The organism is Amphritea atlantica (assembly GCA_024397875.1).
In the GTDB taxonomy this organism is placed as follows: Bacteria; Pseudomonadota; Gammaproteobacteria; order Pseudomonadales; family Balneatricaceae; genus Amphritea; species Amphritea atlantica_B.
On the sequence record CP073344.1, the window covers coordinates 2,965,772 to 2,984,698 of the forward strand.

Sequence of the window (18,927 nt, forward strand, 5' to 3'; positions counted from 1 at the left end):
TCTGCCAGCGACTACTTTACCCTGCGGGTTTCCGTTAAAATACCGTCAGGTGAATGGCTATTGATACTACCATGCCTTTCACATCAGACAAGCTATCAGCACAGTATACAGCGGTGATAGCGCAACTACTGCAATCAGATCATCTAAATGGAGCCCCTATGGCCAACCCCCCACTGCTCAGTGATATCACTGCTACCGTTCGTACCGCGCTGGCGGAAGATATTGGTGACGGCGATATCACCGCCCGGCTGATTCCGGCAGCGCAACAGGCAAAAGCACGGGTTATCAGCCGCCAGGATGCGGTAATCTGTGGCGTCGAATGGGTCAACGAGGTGTTCCGCCAGGTGGATGACAGCGTCAGGATACACTGGCTGGTCAGTGACGGTGACACAGTGTCTGCCGATCAGACCCTGTTTGAACTGGAGGGATCCGCCCGCTCACTGCTGACCGGCGAGCGCAGCGCGCTGAACTTTCTGCAGACCCTCTCTGCCACTGCCACCATCAGCGCATACTATGCCTCACTGGTTGAAGGCACCGGTGTTAAGCTGCTGGACACCCGTAAAACCATTCCCGGACTACGTCTGGCGCAGAAATATGCAGTGACCTGCGGCGGCTGCTATAACCACCGCATAGGCCTCTATGATGCCTTTCTGATTAAAGAAAACCATATTATGGCCTGCGGCTCAATTGCCAACGCAGTAGCCACCGCGAAGCGCAACGAACCCGGCAAACCGGTAGAAGTTGAAACCGAGTCGTTTGAAGAATTGCAACAGGCGCTTGATGCCCAGGCCGATATTGTCATGCTGGATAACTTTGACCATGCCGGCCTGCGTCTGGCGGTGCAGAAAAACAAACAACATCCGACCCCGGCAAAACTGGAAGCGTCCGGTGGCATCGATGCCAACACACTGCGCAGTATTGCTGAAACCGGTGTAGACTATATCTCGATCGGTCTGCTGACCAAGGATTGTAAAGCCGTTGATCTGTCGATGCGGTTTATCTGAAACGGCTAAATAAATTACGGTCTTTGATCGCCGTATCAGAACTATAAAAAAACCGCTATAACAGGCGGTTTTTTTGATCGGGAGGCACTATTATTTCCAATTAAGAAACAATAAGCCATAAATATACAATACCCAGTATGGGTAAAAAACCAGCAAACTAACGTTTGATTTGTTATCAACACGCTTAATTATCAAAAATTTCAAGAGACTTAGATTACTGGATCTTGCGCCGGCAATCCGCTGCGCCAATCAGTTCCCACTCATCACTTTTCTGAATCTGCAGGATATCGTAAAGCTCTACCACGGTTTTATTGACGCCATTTTTCCAGAGGATATTACAGACCTCTTTGGCACTGTCATTGCGCTTTTCGCCGTCTTCCCGGGGTAACATACCGATCGCCAGAATACCGCCATCCGACCACCACACCGGCGTAGCCGGATACTGATCGGGCTGAGCCGCCAGATCGGCCTCAACTGCGGCACGCTGCTCGATCGGCAGAGGTTCTTCGTAAAGGTAGTAAGTGACGGCTGCAGTAATGGCGATCAAGATAAACAAAATAGTTTTTTTATCCATTATATTCCGGAGATTTTTTTAAAAAGAGAAAGAACGAAAAGTCATTATATTATTGAGGCACTTAAAAATTCAAAATAAAAAAACCCCGTAATCACGAGGTTTTTTTGCCTATCAATACAGGTTACTCTTTACAGAAGCCAGCGCCTTCACAAGTACCACTCTGAGTCCAAGAAATAATTGAATTTCCTACTGCCGGTGTATTGATATAAGTATACCCGCCAGCTTCGGCGTCAGCTGTAAAGTTTACTGCTCCAGTAGAAGCCGTAAGTGTAACAGCTCCAGCATATTTCATATCTGCATCGTTAGGTAAGGTTAAGCTTAGTTCAGCAGCAGTATCACATGATGTACCTATACCGTTATTCTCTTGGAGACATAAAGATATCGCTGTTTCAACCGCAGCAACTGAACTTATATTATCTTGAAACTTAGCTTTAGATACATAATCCTGATAAGCAGGAATAGCAATCGCAGCCAGAATACCGATAATCGCGACAACAATCATCAATTCAATCAGGGTGAAGCCTTGTTGCTTCTTAAGTGTGTTTTTCATTATTAACTCTCCAGCGAGTAAAGTATTCATCATCATCCTTGCTCCGAACGACTCCTTCCCTTGCCATAAGGCTCTTCATCCCTGCTCCATACGAGCCTGGTACGATAGTAACCTATTATTTATGGCTGTCCAGTGACTTGAAGCAAGCGTCTGTTGATTCTCAAACCGACCGATAGATGTTACTTTACAAATAGATAATAATACAAGGCGGTTTAGGTTAAAGGCTATGAACTTATATTACGTACTTTTTTATAAGTAATTTTTTATAAACACTTTGCGATAAGTGCTTCATATCACTGGCTACTAACTTAAGCTATCCTTTCTGTCGCCGATAGCCGCAGTTAAATGCAGATAAAATGGATTCTCTGAATAATGAGCGTACAACCCTTTCAGCCGCTGAGTGGCCTGGCCAGACGACTGGTTAATGACGGTGTGTTTTCATCCGATGTGGCGATGGATGCACTGAAATCCGCCCGCAAAGACAATAAACCCTTTATCGCCCATATTATCGAAAACCGGCTGGTGAGTGCCTATCGGGCCGCAGCCGCAGCGGCCGATGAGTTCGGCATGCCCCTGTTTGATCTCGACGTGCTCGATGTCGAAGCCCTGCCTCAGGGACTGGTCGATGAAAAGCTCATTACCAAACACCACGCACTGCCACTGATTAAACGGGAAAACCGCCTCTATGTCGCGATCTCCGACCCTACCAATATTCAGGCACTGGATGAGTTTAAGTTCCATACCGGCACCACCACCGAAGGGGTGATTGTTGAGGAAGATAAGCTCTCCCATCTGATCGACACTTTTCTCGACGAGCAGAACTCCGCCCTGGAAGGACTGGAAGATGCGGACCTGGACAATCTTGAGATCGACGAGGGGGTTAATGAGCAGCAGGAGGATACTGGCGAAGATGCCGCAAACGATGCACCGATTGTACGTTTCGTTAACAAAATACTGCTGGATGCCATAAAAACCGGAGCGTCGGATATCCACTTCGAGCCCTATGAGAAGTCCTACCGCATCCGCTGCCGGATTGATGGTATTTTGCAGGAGGTCGCCAAACCACCAGCGAATCTGGCATCCCGCCTCTGCGCCCGCCTTAAAGTGATGTCGCAGATGGATATCTCGGAACGCCGGGTGCCTCAGGACGGCCGGATCAAGATGAAGATATCCAAAAACCGGGCGATCGATTTCCGGGTCAACACACTGCCGACCCTCTGGGGCGAGAAAGTGGTACTACGTATTCTCGACCCCACCAGTGCGCAGATGGGAATCGAAGCCCTCGGTTATGATGAAGATCAGAAAGGGCTGTTTATGCAGACCCTGCATAAACCTCAGGGGATGATTCTGGTGACCGGCCCGACCGGTAGCGGTAAAACCGTATCGCTCTATACCGGTCTGAATATACTCAATACGGTTGAACGTAATATATCCACCGCAGAAGATCCGGTAGAGATCAATCTGGAGGGTATCAACCAGGTACATGTAAACAATAAGGTAGGTCTGACCTTCGCTGAAGCGCTACGCTCCTTCCTGCGTCAGGACCCGGATGTGGTGATGGTAGGTGAGATCCGGGACCTGGAAACTGCCGAGATCGCCATTAAAGCTGCCCAGACAGGTCATATGGTTCTGTCAACCCTGCACACCAACAGTGCGGCGGAAACACTAACAAGACTACGCAATATGGGTGTTCCGGCATTTAATATTGCCACATCTGTGTCTATGATTATCGCTCAGCGACTGGGGCGACGTTTATGCACCGGCTGTAAAAAACCAGTGACGATCCCGGAAGCCACCCTGCTTGAAGAGGGCTTCACACCGGAACAAATCAATACAGGTTTTAACCTGTTTGAACATAACCCGGAAGGCTGCAATAAATGCAATAAGGGCTATAAAGGCCGGGTCGGCATCTACGAAACCATGGCAATGAGTTCTGAAATAGCGCAGGTGATAATGGATAACGGCACCTCGCTGGATATCCTGTCGACCGCTAAACAGCAGGGGTTCAGAGCGCTAAGGGAATCAGGTCTGCGTAAAGTAATCCAGGGGGTTACCAGCCTGGAAGAGATGAACCGGGTTATCAAGCTTTAAGATTTTCTACCTAATTAATACAAAACCTGTATACGGAAACCAAGCGGATGGCTAAGAAAGCAGCAGACAAAACACCTCTTACCTTTAATTGGCAAGGTAAAGACAAGAGTGGTAATGCCAGCAAAGGCTCAATCAATGCTGGAAACCTGGCCGAAGCCAAAGCGATGCTGCGCAAACAGGGGATTATGCCGAAAAAGGTTCGTAAACAAACCTACAGCATGTTTAGCAACCATAATAAGCCGATAAAGCCTATGGACATTGCTCTGTTTACCCGCCAGACCGCGACCATGCTGAAATCCGGTGTGCCGCTGCTCCAGGGATTTGATATTGTCGCTAACGGTATCGAAAAGGATCAGATGAAAAAGGTTATCTATGATCTCAAAGCCGATGTCAGTGGAGGAACCAGCTTTGCCAAAGCGCTGGAACGCCACCCAAAATATTTCGATGATCTTTACTGTAATCTTGTACATGCCGGTGAAAACTCGGGCTCACTGGAAACTATGCTTGACCGGATAGCAACCTATAAAGAGAAGATCGAAACCCTTAAAAAGAAAATCAAGAAAGCCATGACCTACCCGATCGCCGTTATTGTGATTGGTCTGGTGGTTTCCGCAATCCTGTTGATAAAAGTGGTGCCCCAGTTTGAAAGCGTTTTCTCCAGTTTCGGGGCAGACCTGCCTGCCTTTACGATGTTTGTGGTTGGTCTGTCAAAAATTGCTCAGGACTGGTGGTTTATTGCACTTATCGCAATTGCTGCCACTGGTTTCGCTTTTACCAAAGCCCATGAAAAGTCGCGGGGGTTCCGCGAGTGGTTAGACAGAACGGTGCTTAAATTACCGATTGTTGGTCAGATCCTTCACAAATCAGCGATCGCTCGCTTTGCCCGGACCCTGGCAACAACCTTTGCCGCAGGGGTTCCACTGGTTGATGCACTGGAATCAGCAGCAGGCGCTTCAGGTAATGTCGTCTACGAAAAAGCGATCATACAGATTAAGAACGGTGTATCCACCGGTCAGTCACTGCAAAACGCGGTGACCATGACGGGGATATTCCCAGCCATGGCCACCCAGATGATCGCTATCGGCGAGGAAGCAGGCTCCCTTGAGATGATGCTCGATAAGGTCGCCAGTTACTATGAAGAGGAGGTGGACAACGCCGTTGATAACCTGGCTACGCTGATCGAACCCATGATCATGTCGGTTCTGGGTGTACTGGTAGGCGGCCTGGTTATTGCCATGTATCTGCCGATCTTCCAGCTGGGTAATGTTGTGTAAAGAACGTTTTAAAACTTAGCTAAGCCGAAAATAACAACGCTTCATTCTAAGAAGATAGCGGAACCTGACTAATATGTTTTTCGAACTGATTGCAGCGAATATCTGGCTGTCGGTGGCACTCACCTTTGTTTTCTCACTCATGGTTGGCAGCTTCCTGAATGTGGTGATTCATCGTCTACCGCTGATGATGGAACGCGAGTGGCTACAGATGGCGGAGGAGGCGGCAAACCCGCCACCCGCCGGGACAGCAGCGGATCAACCGGCAGCTCCCTCTGAGAGCCCGCCAGAGACTGCAGAGACCTTCAACCTGGCCCAGCCCGCCTCAACCTGCCCGCACTGTGGCCATCTGATTCGCTGGTATGAAAACATTCCGCTTATCAGTTATTTTTTGATTCTGGGTGGAAACTGCAGCAGCTGTAAAAGTGCAATATCGCTGCGCTATCCGCTGATTGAACTGGTAACAGCGCTGATATCCGGTTTTATTGTCTGGCAGTTCGGTTTTAATCTGGCCGCCCTGGCTATTGTATTCTTCAGCTGGTGTCTGATTGCGCTGACAGCTATCGATATAGACCACCAGTTACTGCCGGATAAAATCACTCTGCCACTGCTCTGGATCGGCCTGATCCTCAATAGTTTTGACTATTTCACTTCTCTTCCCTCTGCGCTTTGGGGAGCGGTGCTGGGTTACCTCTCGCTCTGGTCAGTCTACTGGCTCTTCAAACTGGTAACCGGTAAAGAGGGGATGGGCTACGGGGATTTCAAACTCCTTGCCGCGCTGGGCGCCTGGGCCGGAGCAGAGATGCTTCCGCTAATTATTCTGCTCTCCTCTCTGATCGGGGCGATAGTCGGCGGTTTAATGATCGCTTTCAGCCGTCATGAGTCACAAACGCCGATCCCTTTTGGTCCCTACCTGGCGGGCGCCGGGTGGATCGCTCTTTTATGGGGTGATGAGCTGACAGGTTGGTATCTGCAGCTGCTAAACTTATAAAATAACTCTTATAGAACAATACTTATAAGGCAGTACTTAGTAAGACTGTACTTATAGAACAATAAACTCAGAGATACTGATATGTTTGTAGTGGGCCTTACGGGTGGAATTGGCAGTGGTAAATCTGCAGTTTCCCGCCTATTTGAACAACGCAATATCACGGTAATTGATGCGGATCAGGTTGCCAGGGAAGTTGTCGAACCCGGCGAACCCGCACTGAGTAAGATTGCCCAGCGATTCGGAGACGGTATTCTGTTAGCGGACGGCAACCTTGATCGTAAAGCACTGCGAAAAATCGTCTTTGAGACCCCTCGTCAGCGGGACTGGCTGGAGCAACTGCTGCATCCCCTGATCAGAGATCGCATTCTGCTTAAACTGGAGCAATCCCAGCCCCATTCAAACGCTGAGTATGCTATTCTGGCCTCGCCCCTGCTTCTGGAAACAGATCAGCATCTGCTGGTTAATCATATCGTTGTGGTGGACGTGGATGAAGCGATCCAGATCAGTCGCACAACCGCCCGGGATATGAGTGATACTGAGCAGGTCAAAGCTATCATCGCAGCACAGATCCCCCGGGCGGAGCGTATCGCTAAAGCGGATGATCTGATCGATAACAGCGGCACAATAGATGACCTTAAACCGCTGATTGAACAATTGCACAACAAGTTCCTGCATCAGGCACGACAGGAACGGGAGTCTGATCATGGATAAGCCGGTAACGAAAAAACCTCTGGTAGCCTGCCCAACCTGCAGTAAAGAGCAGGAATGGAGCAGCGACAACCCTTATCGCCCATTTTGCAGCGAGCGGTGTAAAATGATCGACCTTGGCGCCTGGGCTTCAGAAGAATACCAGATCCCCGCCGAACCCAGTGTCGATGACTACAGCAGTAGCTTTGAAGACAGTGAAAGCGCTGACTATTTGGATCGGCCGCTGCACTGATAGTGCTGCTTCTGTGAAGTATTTTTACGTCGAAGAGCCACCGAGAAAAGCTGATTTATGACTTCAGACTTTAAGCTTTCCTGTATGAGAGGCTTATAACGGCAATAACCTGCACTGGTAGAGAACCTTATCGCTGCAAGATGCAGCTCCTACTAATTTGTGCCCTCTGTGAGGAATCTGTTTTATATTGTAGGAGCCGCTTCCAGCGGCGAAGGCCTGCACTGGTAGCAAGTTTTATCGCTGCTGGATGCAGCTCCTACTAACCTGAGACCTCGGTGGTAAGTCTATTTTATATTTGTGGGAGCCGCTTCCAGCGGCGAGGGCCTGCACTGGTAGCAAGTTTTATCGCTGCAGGACGCAGCGCATACTAACCTGAGACCTCGGTGGTAAGTCTATTTTATATTTGTAGGAGCCGCTTCCAGCGGCGAAGGCCTGTACTGGTAGCAAGTTTTATCGCTGCAGGACGCAGCTCCTACTAATCTGAAACTTCGGCGATGAGTCTGTTTTATAGCGTAGGAGCCGCTTCCAGCGGCGAAGGGATATTCAGGTGCAGAGGCATTATCGCTGCAAGATGCAGCGCATACTAACCTGAGACCTCGGTGGTAAGTCTATTTTATATTTGTAGGAGCCGCCGCAAGCTTTATCGCTGCAGGATGCAGCTCCTACGGATTTGAGACCCCGGCAGTTTCACAATCCCCTGCTTCAACAAAAACAACTGATAGCTGCAATCCCCTGACCACCTGCCTGAATCGTTCGATCAAGATCTTCCATTGATACTCCACCCAGCGCATAGACGGGCAGAGAGGACTCGTTCGCCAAGCGGGAATATTCGGCCCACCCCATTGGAGTGACTTCCGGATGACTTGAGGTTGTTTGCACCGGGGAGAGAGTAATGTAATCCACGCCAACCTGCTCCGCCCGGCGTATCTGCTCTTCATTATGGCAGGAAGCCCCGAGCCAGCGACCGCAGTACGCCTCACGATGGTTCAGTTGCATCAACCTGGCTGAACTCAGATGAAGGGCTGATACAGCGGCCCCGTTAGCGATATCAACCGAACCATTCCAGATAATCAGCCTCCCCTGACACTGAGCAGAAAGCTGCTGATAGAGATGAAACTGCTCAGGCTCACTGAGGTGCTTCGCCCGCAACATAATGGCCTGAGCCCCCTTCAGGAACGCCTGATGAACAAATTCACTATATTGCTCCGGCTGCAACTGCGGAGTAATCGCTATCGCAGAGGGCAACAACAGCGCATTCACAATCGGTCGGTTTGCCGCCGGGAACTGATAACCACTCAGATCGCTCAGCTTAACCCAGTCAAGCGGCTGCCCCTCCCGGCCATACGCCTGCCCTATAAAACGGTTGACGCGGAAGACATCCAGTAACACGGATTTATCAGGGTAGTGATAGGGAACCTGTATCAGGGGGACAGTAGATGACTGATCAATCTCAATCCCCAACTCCTCCTGCAACTCCCTGGCCAGGGCGCTATGAACATCTTCCCCAGATTCAACCTTACCCCCCGGGAACTCCCATAAGCCCCCCTGATGCTGTGCTTTATCGCGCAGCGCCAGCAACAGCTCGCCGGAGTCATTGAAGATCGCCGCCGCAGCGACATGGATCAATTTCGACACAACCTATACCAACCCAGCTCTGTGTATCGACTAAGAACGGTAATCTGCATTGATAGCCACATAATCCTTACTCAGATCAGTGGTCCAGACAGTTTCCTGCTTATCACCCCGATTAAGGATAATACGGATTGTGATCTCTTCACGATTCATCACCGCCTGCCCGGCTTCTTCAGTATAACTGGCGGCCCGCCCACCGTTTTCAACAATACAAGCTTCTCCCAGCCAGATCTGCAGGGTATCAACATCAAGATTGTCGATTCCCGCATAACCTACTGCCGCCAGAATCCGTCCCCAGTTTGGATCGCTGGCAAACAGTGCGGTTTTAACCAACGGCGAATGGGCTACTGCATAGGCGGTTTTAAGTGCCTCTTCGGAGCTCGCAGCCTGCTCAACGCTGATGGTGACGAACTTCGTTGCGCCTTCACCATCGCGGATAATCGCCTGAGCCAGCTCCAGTAACACCTTGTCCACTGCGGCAGCAAACTGCGCTAACAGCTCACCGTTATCTTCAGTCACTTCTACACCACTGGCACCAGTCGCAACCAGCATGCAGGAATCATTGGTCGATGTATCACCATCAATGGTAATGCGGTTGAATGACTGGTCTGCAGAACGGCTTAACAGCGATTGCAGCAAGGCCGGCTCAACCCGTGCATCGGTCGCTATATAGGCCAGCATAGTCGCCATATTCGGCTTAATCATACCCGCACCTTTAGAGATACCGGTGAGAGTAATCACCTGCCCCTGATACTCCAGTTGCATCGAATACGCTTTTGGCCGGGTATCAGTCGTCATAATGCCGCTGGCGGCTTCCAGCCAGCCAACCTCAGAAAGGGCATCAAAAGCTGCCGGAATCGCGGTAATGATGCGATCTTTCGGCAGTTTTTCTCCAATCACTCCGGTAGAGAAAGGCAGAACCTCAGCGAGGTTTACCCCAGCGCGATCGGCAACGGCCTGGCAGACATCCAGTGCATCCTGATGTCCCTGTTTACCGGTGCCGGCATTAGCATTACCGGTATTAATCACCAGATATGACGGCATCCCCTGTTGCAGATTCGCCTGACAAATTCTCACGGGTGCAGCACAAAACTGATTCAGGGTAAAAACCCCAGCAGTGCTGGCTCCCTTTGCGATTTCCATTAATACCAGATCCTTTCGACCCGGCGTTTTAACGCCCGCAGATGTTGTACCTATACGAAAACCTGCAACCGGGTGCAGCGTTGGAAGCGTGCCAGGACCTACCGCCATTACAGACTCCTTAAACCTTATCTTTAATCTATAGAAAAAAAGAAAGCAGCTTCGCTGCTTTCTGTGTCTTAATCAATAACCAGATCGGGGTAAATGCCAAACATTAGCGATCAGCTCAGTTTACCGTGACACTGCTTGTACTTCTTTCCGGAACCACATGGGCAGGGGTCATTACGTCCCACTTTCTTACCTTCGCGAACAAAAGGTTCTGCGCCGGCAACCGCTTCTTCCTCACCGGGCTCATCAGCAGCCATCGCTGATGATTGCTCATGCTGGAAATTCATCTGTTGCTGCGCCGCCTGTTCACGTCGCTGACGCTCCATCTCTTCAAGCTCTTCTGGCTGACGGACCTGAACATGGCTCAGAATTTTAATCACATCGGTTTTAATATTTTCCAGCAGTTGCTCAAACAGAATAAAGGATTCGCGCTTATATTCCTGTTTAGGATTTTTCTGGGCATATCCGCGCAGATGAATACCCTGACGCAGCATATCCATCGACTGCAGGTGTTCTTTCCACAGTGTATCCAGCACCTGCAACATCACCTGCTTTTCAAACAGGCGCATATTTTCTACGCCAACAATCGCCGCTTTCGCCTGATAATCCTCGACAATATCCCGCAGGATACGCTGACGGAGGGTCTCTTCATGCAGAGTATCATCTTTATCCAGCCACTCCTGCAGTGGCATCTCAAGTCCAAATTCAGACTGCAGATGTTTTTCCAGCCCCGGGATATCCCACTGCTCTTCCAGACTCTGTGGCTTGATATAGTCACTGATCGCATTATCGACCACTTCCGCACGAACCGCTTCGATAGTCTCGGAGATATCGTTGGTCGCCATCAGCTCATTGCGCTGATCATAAACCGCACGACGCTGGTCATTAGCAACATCGTCATATTCCAGCAACTGCTTACGGATATCATAGTTGCGACCCTCTACCTTTCGCTGAGCTTTCTCGATCGCATTGGAGACCATCTTATGCTCGATCGCTTCACCTTTCTCCATCCCCAGCGCTTTCATAAACTGACGCACCCGGTCTGAGGCGAAGATACGCATCAGATCATCTTCCAGCGACAGGAAGAAACGGGAAGAACCGTTATCCCCCTGACGACCGGCACGGCCCCGCAACTGGTTATCGATCCGGCGTGATTCATGACGTTCAGTACCGATGATATGCAGGCCTCCCGCTTCCAGCACCGCATCATGACGCTTCTGCCACTCTGCTTTCGCCTCAGCGATCTGCTCTTCCGTCGGGTTATCCATCGCTTCCAGGACCGACTCAAACTTACCGCCCAGAACAATATCGGTACCCCGACCGGCCATATTGGTGGCGATAGTCACAGCGCCGGCACGACCGGCATCAGTAATAATCCCGGCCTCTTTGCCGTGGTTCTTGGCGTTCAATACGTTGTGTGGGATGTTTTTCTTTTTCAGAAACGCTGAGATCAGCTCAGACGATTCAACCGACGCAGTACCCACCAGTACCGGGCGTTTCTGCTCAACACAGTGTTCTATTTCTTTCAGAATCGCTTCATATTTCTCTTCAATCGTCAGAAATACCAGATCATTATAATCGATCCGTGCAACCGGCACGTTAGTCGGGATAACCACAACATCCAGACCGTAGATCTGATTAAGCTCGAACGCTTCGGTATCCGCAGTACCGGTCATACCGGAGAGTTTTTCATAAAGACGGAAGTAATTCTGAAAGGTCGTTGAAGCCAGGGTCTGGCTTTCCTGATTAATATGCACACCTTCTTTAGCTTCTACCGCCTGATGCAAACCTTCAGACCAGCGACGTCCCGGCATAATACGGCCGGTATGCTCATCAACGATAACCACCTGGCCATCCTGAACGATGTAGTCCACATCACGCTGAAACAGGTTGTGCGCCCGCAGTGCCGCCAGCACATGATGAAGCAGACTCAGATTCTGTGGCGCATAAAGACTTTCGCCCTCAGTCAGAATACCCTCTTTCGCCAGCATATCCTCAATTCGCTGATGACCCCGTTCAGTCAGTTCAACGGAGCGGTTCTTCTCATCAACCGCAAAATCGCCATCAATCTCTTCTTCACTTTTAGGATCAATCTCGCCGTCATATTTCTCTAACGCAGGGATCAGAGTATTCATCTTGCGATACATCTCTGAGCTGTCTTCCGCAGCACCGGAGATAATCAGTGGCGTACGCGCTTCATCGATCAGGATGGAGTCAACCTCATCCACCACGGCAAAAAAGAAATCCCGCTGAACTTTATCCTCTACGCTGAACGCCATATTGTCGCGCAGGTAGTCAAAACCAAACTCATTATTGGTTCCGTAAGTAATATCCGCATGATAGGCATCACGCTTGGTTTGCGGATCCTGACCCGACAGAACCACGCCAACGCTCAGCCCCAGAAATTCATACAGTGGACGCATCCACTCAGCATCACGGCTGGCAAGATAATCGTTTACGGTGACAACATGAACACCACGTCCCTCTAACGCATTCAGATAAACGGGCAGCGTAGCAACCAGGGTTTTACCTTCACCGGTGCGCATCTCCGCGACTTTACCATCATTCAGGGTAATACCACCGATCATCTGTACATCGAAGTGGCGCATCCCCATAACCCGCCGAGAGGCTTCCCGGACAACCGCAAACGCTTCCGGCAAAATAGCCTCTAGCGGCTCTCCCTGCTCGAGACGCGCTTTAAACTCAACTGTCTTCGCTTTCAGGTCATCATCGGAGAGTTGTTCGACTTCGCTTTCATAGCTATTGATCTGCTTAACGACCTTACCCATCTGCTTGAGTACACGCTCGTTCTTACTACCAAAAACCTTCTTTAACATCGAAGTGAACATAATCTGATTATTTACCTGTTAGAAGCGGCGGTCTTAAGCCGGTTAAAGTATTAAATTAACGCAACATTCTACCTCTATTGGGGCATCAAATTGAATCTCAATAGGGATATTTTTTTTGAGGGTAAATCGGCCTTAAAAAAAGTAAAAAGCCGGACTGAGTAGTCCGGCTTTCAGAGTGTTTATGCTAATCAGCTTACAGCAGCTGGCTGCAAATATGAGATCGGCACTGCTTGCTCGCGCCCTTCAAAGGTTACAATCTCCCATGCATCCTCTGTTTCCAGCAACTTGCGCAGCAGCAGATTGTTCAGATAGTGGCCGGATTTAAAGCCGTGAAACTCTCCGATCAGACTTTTACCCAGCAGGTAAAGGTCGCCTACCGCATCCAGCACCTTATGCTTTACGAACTCATCATCGTAACGCAGGCCATCCTCGTTGAGGATACGATAATCATCCACCACAATCGCATTATCCATGCTTCCACCCAGTGCCAGATTCTGAGCACGAAGGTATTCAATATCACGCATGAAGCCAAACGTACGGGCCCGGCTGACCTCTTTCACGAATGAGGTGCTGGAGAAATCGAGGCTGGCTTCCATATTACGGTCTGCAAAAGCCGGATGATCAAAATCGATGGTAAAGCCAACCTTGAAACCGTTAAACGGTTTAAAGGTTGCGATCTTATCCTCAATCTGAACGGTAACCTCTTTCTTGATCCGGATAAACTGTTTAGGCGCATCCTGCTCCTGAATTCCGGCAGACTGAATCAGGAATACGAATGGCGCGGCACTGCCATCCATAATCGGAACCTCTTCGGCACTCAGTTCAACATAAGCATTATCGATCCCCAGTCCCGCCATCGCTGACAACAGGTGCTCAACAGTGGAGACACGCACATCCCCCTTCTGCAGGTTCGTTGACAGCGTGGTATCCCCGACATTTTTTGCCCGGGCATGGATTTCGACAGCCGGTTCAAGATCCACCCGACGGAAAACAATACCGGTATCCACAGGCGCCGGTTTCAGTGTCAAATACACTTTCTGACCGGTATGAAGGCCTACGCCAGTTGCTTTAATGCTGTTCCGTAATGTACGTTGTCCGATCATATTTTCTGCCAAGGCTCTTTGGTGTGTTCTTGTGTGGCGAATTAACGCGCCATATTAACAAAAATACCGCTATATCAGCAATAACTGATTAGTTTAATCCCTGCAACGCCAGACCATCCGCCATACGGTTTAATCCGCCTGGCGCCGCAGAAATGTCGGGATATCCAGATAGGTCTCGGTTTCCCCTTTTGTGCCTCTCTTCGACTCCGGAGATCCGGAAAGTTCCCGCTGTGGTGCTCTATTTTTTTCAGCGCTGATGTGGTCTGCCTTCCGCCGGTGTACAGCAGGCAGCTCCAGTTGATTCAGATCCAGCGGTGCATCGGGCTTACGGTTGTTACTGACCACCTTAACCGTAGTATCTTCCTGCTTCGCTCTCTGCAGACCAGTAGCAACCACCGTCACCTTAATATCATCCACCATCTCCGGATCGATAACGGTTCCGACCACCACAATCGCATTATCAGAGGCAAACTCTTCGATCACCTGACCGACATCACTGAACTCGCCCAGTCCCAGATCCAGACCGGCCGTGATATTCACCAGAATACCCCGGGCCCCCATCAGATCGACATCTTCCAGCAACGGACTGCGCACAGCCGCTTCAGCCGCCTCAATCGCACGGTTTTCACCCCGCGCCATGCCGGTTCCCATCATTGATGTGCCCATCTCGGACATAACGGTGCGCACGTCTGCAAAGTCGACGTTGATCATCCCCGGACGGATAATCAGGTCAGAAATCCCCTGCACCGCCCCTTTGAGGACATCGTTGGCTTCGTTGAATGCTTTCATCAGGGTGCAGTTTTTACCCAGCACCTGCAGCAGCTTTTCGTTGGGCACGATAATCAGCGAATCAACGTGCTCTGACAGCTCTTTGATTCCCTGATCGGCGATCAGCATCCGCTTTTTGCCTTCGAACGGGAATGGCTTGGTCACCACGGCAACAGTCAGGATACCCAGCTCTTTTGCCACCTGAGCAACAACAGGCGCCGCACCGGTACCGGTACCGCCGCCCATTCCGGCGGTGATAAACACCATATCCGCACCGCTGAGCATCTCAACAATCTGATCGCGATCCTCCAGCGCAGCCTGACGACCGATATCGGGATTGGCGCCTGCACCCAGCCCCTTGGTGATCTCACCACCCAGCTGCAAAACGCTGCGTGAGCCCATATTGTTGAGCGCCTGTGCATCGGTATTGGCACAGATAAATTCAACCCCATCAACATCCGATGAGACCATGTGCTGCACGGCATTACCGCCGCCACCACCTACGCCAATAACCTTAATGACGGCGTTCTGTGCGATATTATTAACTAGTTCAAACATATCCCTTCCCTCCAGGTTCAGTGCCCAACCCGCACCTGTTTTTATTGCATTCTGTTTTGTTGCTGTCTGTCACATCCTGTGAACACGTCAATCACCGGGGGTTTATATCCGGGAACCACCCCCGCTAAACTTGTCTTACGAGACCTATCAGTCTGCGCCGAATTTCATTTAGTAAGTCATTAGAAATTCCCCTGAAACCAGGCTTTCATCCGGTTCAATACATTTGGTAGCTCCACTGTATCTTCAACCGCTACCGCTTCGCCCAGATGCTGAATATCCTGTTTGGCGTATTGCAACAGACCGATGCCGGTGGCATAGATTGGGCTATTGAGGATATCCCCCATGCCCCGCACACCTTTCGGCAGCGCCAGTCGCACCGGCATGTGGAAGATCTCTTCCGCCAGCTCTACTGCCCCTTCCATCTTTGCAGTGCCGCCGGTGAGTACAATACCGGCAGCCACTAAATCTTCAAAACCACTGCGACGCAATTCCGCCTGCACCAGAGTAAACAGTTCGTCATAGCGGGGTTCAACCACCTCAGCCAGAGCCTGACGGGATAGATCCCGGGCCGGACGGTCGCCGACACTGGGCACCTTAATGGTGTCCTCGGCACTGGCCAGTTGTGCCAGTGCGCAGGCATACTTAATCTTGATCTCTTCAGCATGAGGTGTCGGTGTGCGCAGCGCCATGGCGATATCGTTAGTCACCTGATCACCGGCGATCGGAATCACCGCGGTATGTCGGATAGAACCACCGGTGAAGATTGCAATATCGGTGGTGCCACCGCCCATATCCACCATACAGACACCCAGCTCTTTCTCATCCTCGGTCAATACCGCATAACTGGATGCAAGTTGCTCCAGCACCGCATTATCCATCGCCAGGCCGCAGCGTTTAACGCACTTCTCGATGTTCTGCACCGCATTTACCGCACCGGTCACCAGATGTACTTTGGCTTCCAGCCGCACCCCGGACATCCCCAGAGGCTCGCGGATCCCTTCCTGGTTATCGATGACATATTCCTGCGGTAAAATATGCAGGATCTTCTGGTCCGCGGGAATCGCCACCGCCCGGGCAGCATCAATCACCCGCTCCAGATCATGTTCCATCACCTCACCGTCGCGTACAGCAACGATACCGTGAGAGTTCATGCTGTTGATATGACTGCCAGCGACACCTACGGTGACCGAGTGGATTTTGCAGCCCGCCATCAGCTCGGCTTCTTCCACCGCCCGCTGAATAGAGTGCACGGTGGATTCAATGTTCACCACCACGCCCCGCTTCAGCCCCCGCGACTCATGGGAGCCAATACCAACGATATCGATCGTGCCATCCAGGCCAACCTCACCCACCAGACAGACCACTTTCGAGGTGCCGATATCCAGTGCCACGATCATATTATTTCCAGGCTTCATCGCCATATTCACAGTATCAACCTTTTTGTTGTTCATCTGTGGCTGCCTCAGGGCGCCACTTAACGGCAATGCCGTTGTTGTATCGAATATCTATCTGCTCTATCCGTCCAGCGTCAGCTTCTGCCTGCAAGCGCTGCTGATAGACTGTCAGAAACCGTTCCAGTCTGGCCACGACCTGATCCCGTCCAACGACTACTTTAATGCCGTTATTCAAAATCAGAGTCCAGGCCCCCCGCGCCTCCAGATTCAGCTCAACCAGCTGTAATCCGGCATTACGAAGCATCTGATTCAGATCGTAATACTCCGACATCATCATCGTGGTATTACCAGAGGGCCCTTTCAGGAGTGGAAGAGCGCTGTATCTGGCAGTCTGATCCGGCCAGAAAATATCCCCTTCATGATTCAAAAGGCCATCACTCCCCCAGCGAGCAACCGGGACCTCTTCTGTTATTTTCAAATACAGCGATGCAGGCCAGCGCCGGGTCACACCCACCTGATAAACCCAGGGATTCTCCTGTATGCCCGCCTTTACCGCATGCAGATCTGCACTCAGCAGACCTCCGTTCATCAACGCGACAGAGCGGGTCGCCAGGTGCTGCCGATCCAGATGCCGGGTATTACCCTCAAAAGTAACCCGCGCAACCGGCTGATCCAGCCAGTTATAGAGTGAACCAAAGCAATAATTAGCCAGCGCAACAAACACCGCCAGGGCGGTCATGATTGTCGCGGGCTTAATCCACCAGTCGCCGTCAATACCATGCCAGCGCTGTACTTCGCCGGTTGTCGCTAGCGGTTCACTTTTAGCGCCATCAGAACGCCCCTTTATCCTTGTTACCTTTGTTACCTGTTTTTCATCCGTCACCGAGGATCGCTCTGATCTCCAGAAGCGTTTTATTCCGACACTGGATTCTGCTTTTCCGTAAACGGTCGCAGAAGCCCCCCTTTTCGGGGGCTCCTGTTGCTGTTCAGTTGCAGAAAACAGTTTTTTCAGCATGACTCAGAGACTCCCCCGCAGAATAGTCACCACCAGCTCTTCAAAACTGATACCTGCTTCACGGGCGGCCATCGGTACCAGGCTATGATCGGTCATCCCCGGGAGGGTATTCACTTCAAGCAGCTGGAATCCCCGCTGCTGATCCAACATCACATCAACGCGGCCCCAGCCACTGCAACCGACCATATCAAACGCCTGTTCCGCCAGCTGCTTCAACTCTGTTTGCTGTCCTTCCGTGAGGCCGCTGTCAAAATGGTACTGGGTATCATTCGCCTGGTATTTGGCATCAAAATCATAAAAATCATGGGGCGTTTCCAGCCGGATAACAGGCAGCGCCCGCCCGTTTAAGACCGCAATGGTAAACTCAGGACCACTGACCCAGCTTTCAACCAGAACCGCCCGGTCAAACTGTCTGGCCTCTCCGATTGCCTGCTCCAGGGCCCCGGCACTATCCACCTTACTCATACCGATACTGGAGCCCTCATGGGCCGGCTTCACTATCATCGGAAAGCCAAGCTGATCTGCCATCTGCTGCAGATCAGTTTTTTCATCGGGTACCGCATACATCGGGGTTGGCAGGCCTGCAGCACTCCAGATCTGCTTACACTTAACCTTATCCATCCCCAGTGCTGACGCCATAACACCGCTACCGGTAAAGGGCTTACCCATAATTTCCAGCACCCCCTGCATCGTACCGTCTTCTCCGCCACGTCCGTGCAGGATCAGAAACGCCCGGTCAAATCCAGCGTCCTGCAGTTGTTGCAGCGGGTCGGCGCCCTCGGCACAGAGGTCGATACCAAAGGCATCAACATTGGCGCGCTGCAGCCCTTTGAGCACTTCTGCGCCGCTCTTCAGGGAGATACTTCGCTCCGCCGATGAGCCTCCATACAGCACCGCCACCCGGCCAAACTGTGCACGCTCCTGATCATCAATCATAAA

The 18,927-nt window shown here is 51.0% G+C and carries 16 protein-coding genes; 6 read left to right on the plus strand and 10 right to left on the minus strand.

What is annotated here, in order from left to right; genetic code table 11:
• Positions 1 to 158 precede the first annotated feature (158 nt).
• Positions 159 to 1,004: a carboxylating nicotinate-nucleotide diphosphorylase gene (locus KDX31_13680; protein UTW02399.1), complete on the plus strand. Its 846-nt coding sequence runs from the start codon at positions 159 to 161 to the stop codon at positions 1,002 to 1,004.
• Between the two features lie 214 nt (positions 1,005 to 1,218).
• Here KDX31_13680 and KDX31_13685 read toward each other — a convergent pair whose 3' ends face one another.
• Positions 1,219 to 1,578, minus strand: a complete 360-nt coding sequence (locus KDX31_13685) for a hypothetical protein (protein UTW02400.1) — start codon at positions 1,576 to 1,578, stop codon at positions 1,219 to 1,221.
• A gap of 121 nt (positions 1,579 to 1,699) precedes the next feature.
• Positions 1,700 to 2,128, minus strand: a complete 429-nt coding sequence (locus KDX31_13690; GenBank protein UTW05397.1) for a prepilin-type N-terminal cleavage/methylation domain-containing protein — start codon at positions 2,126 to 2,128, stop codon at positions 1,700 to 1,702.
• A 372-nt stretch (positions 2,129 to 2,500) separates the two neighbouring features.
• Here KDX31_13690 and pilB point away from each other — a divergent pair, with 372 nt between their 5' ends.
• The 5 genes from pilB to yacG all read left to right on the plus strand — a co-directional run bounded on the left by pilB (position 2,501) and on the right by yacG (position 7,421).
• Positions 2,501 to 4,219 carry a type IV-A pilus assembly ATPase PilB gene (gene pilB / locus KDX31_13695; GenBank protein UTW02401.1) on the plus strand — a complete coding sequence of 573 codons (1,719 nt, stop codon included), beginning with the start codon at positions 2,501 to 2,503 and terminating at the stop codon, positions 4,217 to 4,219.
• Between the two features lie 47 nt (positions 4,220 to 4,266).
• Positions 4,267 to 5,493, plus strand: a complete 1,227-nt coding sequence (locus KDX31_13700; GenBank protein ID UTW02402.1) for a type II secretion system F family protein — start codon at positions 4,267 to 4,269, stop codon at positions 5,491 to 5,493.
• Positions 5,494 to 5,566: 73 nt separating this feature from the next.
• Entirely contained in the window at positions 5,567 to 6,481 is a 915-nt protein-coding gene (locus KDX31_13705) for a prepilin peptidase (GenBank protein ID UTW02403.1), read from the plus strand.
• A gap of 81 nt (positions 6,482 to 6,562) precedes the next feature.
• Entirely contained in the window at positions 6,563 to 7,192 is a 630-nt protein-coding gene (gene coaE, locus KDX31_13710) for a dephospho-CoA kinase (GenBank protein UTW02404.1), read from the plus strand.
• On the plus strand, positions 7,185 to 7,421 hold the full coding sequence (yacG, locus tag KDX31_13715) for a DNA gyrase inhibitor YacG (protein ID UTW02405.1): 237 nt from the start codon (positions 7,185 to 7,187) through the stop codon (positions 7,419 to 7,421). Before coaE ends, yacG begins: the two co-directional genes overlap by 8 nt.
• Before the next feature lie 702 nt (positions 7,422 to 8,123).
• Here yacG and KDX31_13720 read toward each other — a convergent pair.
• From KDX31_13720 to KDX31_13755, 8 genes are all read right to left on the minus strand, one after another.
• Complete coding sequence (locus KDX31_13720; GenBank protein UTW02406.1) at positions 8,124 to 9,056, minus strand: Nudix family hydrolase; 933 nt, start codon at positions 9,054 to 9,056, stop codon at positions 8,124 to 8,126.
• A 30-nt stretch (positions 9,057 to 9,086) separates the two neighbouring features.
• Positions 9,087 to 10,304, minus strand: a complete 1,218-nt coding sequence (gene argJ, locus KDX31_13725; protein ID UTW02407.1) for a bifunctional glutamate N-acetyltransferase/amino-acid acetyltransferase ArgJ — start codon at positions 10,302 to 10,304, stop codon at positions 9,087 to 9,089.
• A 110-nt stretch (positions 10,305 to 10,414) separates the two neighbouring features.
• Positions 10,415 to 13,150, minus strand: a complete 2,736-nt coding sequence (secA, locus tag KDX31_13730; GenBank protein UTW02408.1) for a preprotein translocase subunit SecA — start codon at positions 13,148 to 13,150, stop codon at positions 10,415 to 10,417.
• A 188-nt stretch (positions 13,151 to 13,338) separates the two neighbouring features.
• Entirely contained in the window at positions 13,339 to 14,253 is a 915-nt protein-coding gene (locus KDX31_13735; GenBank protein UTW02409.1) for a UDP-3-O-acyl-N-acetylglucosamine deacetylase, read from the minus strand.
• 129 nt (positions 14,254 to 14,382) lie between these two features.
• The gene (gene ftsZ / locus KDX31_13740; GenBank protein ID UTW02410.1) at positions 14,383 to 15,579 is read right to left on the minus strand and encodes a cell division protein FtsZ; all 1,197 of its coding nucleotides are present in this window, start codon (positions 15,577 to 15,579) and stop codon (positions 14,383 to 14,385) included.
• Between the two features lie 179 nt (positions 15,580 to 15,758).
• Positions 15,759 to 17,000, minus strand: a complete 1,242-nt coding sequence (ftsA, locus tag KDX31_13745) for a cell division protein FtsA (GenBank protein UTW05398.1) — start codon at positions 16,998 to 17,000, stop codon at positions 15,759 to 15,761.
• Positions 17,001 to 17,010: 10 nt separating this feature from the next.
• Positions 17,011 to 17,988: a cell division protein FtsQ/DivIB gene (locus KDX31_13750; GenBank protein UTW02411.1), complete on the minus strand. Its 978-nt coding sequence runs from the start codon at positions 17,986 to 17,988 to the stop codon at positions 17,011 to 17,013.
• A gap of 3 nt (positions 17,989 to 17,991) precedes the next feature.
• Positions 17,992 to 18,924 (minus strand): D-alanine--D-alanine ligase, encoded by a 933-nt coding sequence (locus KDX31_13755; GenBank protein UTW05399.1) that lies wholly within the window; start codon positions 18,922 to 18,924, stop codon positions 17,992 to 17,994.
• Positions 18,925 to 18,927 lie beyond the last annotated feature (3 nt).

Coding starts and splice junctions, on each gene's coding strand:
- KDX31_13680 (UTW02399.1), top strand. CDS start 159: ATGGCCAACCCCCCACTGCTCAGTGATATCACTGCTACCGTTCGTACC.
- KDX31_13685 (UTW02400.1), bottom strand. CDS start 1,578: ATGGATAAAAAAACTATTTTGTTTATCTTGATCGCCATTACTGCAGCC.
- KDX31_13690 (UTW05397.1), bottom strand. CDS start 2,128: ATGAAAAACACACTTAAGAAGCAACAAGGCTTCACCCTGATTGAATTG.
- pilB (UTW02401.1), top strand. CDS start 2,501: ATGAGCGTACAACCCTTTCAGCCGCTGAGTGGCCTGGCCAGACGACTG.
- KDX31_13700 (UTW02402.1), top strand. CDS start 4,267: ATGGCTAAGAAAGCAGCAGACAAAACACCTCTTACCTTTAATTGGCAA.
- KDX31_13705 (UTW02403.1), top strand. CDS start 5,567: ATGTTTTTCGAACTGATTGCAGCGAATATCTGGCTGTCGGTGGCACTC.
- coaE (UTW02404.1), top strand. CDS start 6,563: ATGTTTGTAGTGGGCCTTACGGGTGGAATTGGCAGTGGTAAATCTGCA.
- yacG (UTW02405.1), top strand. CDS start 7,185: ATGGATAAGCCGGTAACGAAAAAACCTCTGGTAGCCTGCCCAACCTGC.
- argJ (UTW02407.1), bottom strand. CDS start 10,304: ATGGCGGTAGGTCCTGGCACGCTTCCAACGCTGCACCCGGTTGCAGGT.
- secA (UTW02408.1), bottom strand. CDS start 13,150: ATGTTCACTTCGATGTTAAAGAAGGTTTTTGGTAGTAAGAACGAGCGT.
- KDX31_13735 (UTW02409.1), bottom strand. CDS start 14,253: ATGATCGGACAACGTACATTACGGAACAGCATTAAAGCAACTGGCGTA.
- ftsZ (UTW02410.1), bottom strand. CDS start 15,579: ATGTTTGAACTAGTTAATAATATCGCACAGAACGCCGTCATTAAGGTT.
- ftsA (UTW05398.1), bottom strand. CDS start 17,000: ATGGCGATGAAGCCTGGAAATAATATGATCGTGGCACTGGATATCGGC.
- KDX31_13750 (UTW02411.1), bottom strand. CDS start 17,988: ATGCTGAAAAAACTGTTTTCTGCAACTGAACAGCAACAGGAGCCCCCG.
- KDX31_13755 (UTW05399.1), bottom strand. CDS start 18,924: ATGATTGATGATCAGGAGCGTGCACAGTTTGGCCGGGTGGCGGTGCTG.